1 protein-coding gene and 1 pseudogene are annotated in these 1,065 nt (G+C 41.9%); one reads left to right on the forward strand and one right to left on the reverse strand.

The features are described 5' to 3' along the window. Positions 1-5 precede the first annotated feature (5 nt). Positions 6-632, reverse strand: coding sequence for a hypothetical protein (locus F6K20_RS39595; protein ID WP_008190985.1), 627 nt, complete (start codon positions 630-632; stop codon positions 6-8). Positions 633-816: 184 nt separating this feature from the next. On the opposite strand from F6K20_RS39595, the pseudogene F6K20_RS39600 reads away from it, so the two are divergent. Further along, a pseudogene (locus F6K20_RS39600) lies at positions 817-1,042 on the forward strand (ISKra4 family transposase); the annotation flags it as partial. Positions 1,043-1,065 lie beyond the last annotated feature (23 nt).

The following is a 1,065-nucleotide window of genomic DNA, read 5'->3' on the forward strand; positions in this document are numbered from 1 at the left end:
CTTAATCAATGGAGGCGCGCTTTCCTATGGCGAATTAAATTACGGGGTCGCGCCTCAAGTTTTAACCCTTTTCTGCATAGCCTAACAACCATAAAGGCGAGCCTGTCTAAGGTTTCGTCTCCGGGGGAAACCCCCAAGACCGCGCTGCATCGCTTTTTATCTAATAATGTCCAGTAAATTGGCCAGGGACGAAACCTTAGACAGGGTCGCCTTATTTCATATAACTTAAACTTATAACTTACAGACTGTCGCTTATTAAGGCGACCCTGTCTTACGGTAACTTCAAGGGCTCGATGATCATAGACAACACTCACCATCAAGATATTAATCAGACTCCAACTCGTTCTATCAATGACCAGATAAATCCTATCCTTAGGATTAAACATCTCCTCTAAAAGAGCGGTAACACAGGGAAACCAGATAGTTTCAATAGTAAAGTTTTTAAGTATCAAAAATCGCCTTATTTTCCGACGACGGCTCTCTAATAAAATAGGTAACGGCAGCGATTCTGCTAAGACTTCTAACTTAACCTCTTTGAGTAATTGTAAACTAATTACCATCAAGTCTAGTAATAGATATGCTGTGTGATGCAGCTGATTTGGGATAATTTTTTGGTATAGTTTAGCTATCATTTTGTTTAGATAGGTCAGGGCTATTACTTTTGACCTATCTTTTTGGGTGCGGCTCTTATAGAAAGACGATAGAATGGGGAATAGTTTTTTACCCCAAGCTGTCCTGTAGCAGTGTTTTGAGACAAAAAACCGAAGGACAGGACAGGCGCTTCACAGCAGTCTTTGCCAGGATTAAGTCAGACATATGCAACCATCTACCTCAAATGAAGACAGATTTTTTTCAGGAGCGCGAGAGCTATTTGAACAAATAGTTGATTGGCTCGGTTCAGAAACAGTGTGCGGTGCGCGAGCATGGGGAATTAGAGACGTTACTACTCGAAAATGGATACGAACTATTGAGACGACTGTTACAAGGTTACTTGGATAGACGAAGTAACGACGAAATCGAGGGTGATTGTTTAGGTAGGGACGGAGTAAACAGCTAGCAGGGCGA

This window comes from Moorena sp. SIO2C4, from assembly GCF_010672485.1.
GTDB classification, from domain to species: domain Bacteria; phylum Cyanobacteriota; class Cyanobacteriia; order Cyanobacteriales; family Coleofasciculaceae; genus Moorena; species Moorena producens.

Excerpts from the sequence above, each read along its gene's own strand:
- F6K20_RS39595 (WP_008190985.1), bottom strand. The coding sequence starts at position 632 with ATGATAGCTAAACTATACCAAAAAATTATCCCAAATCAGCTGCATCAC.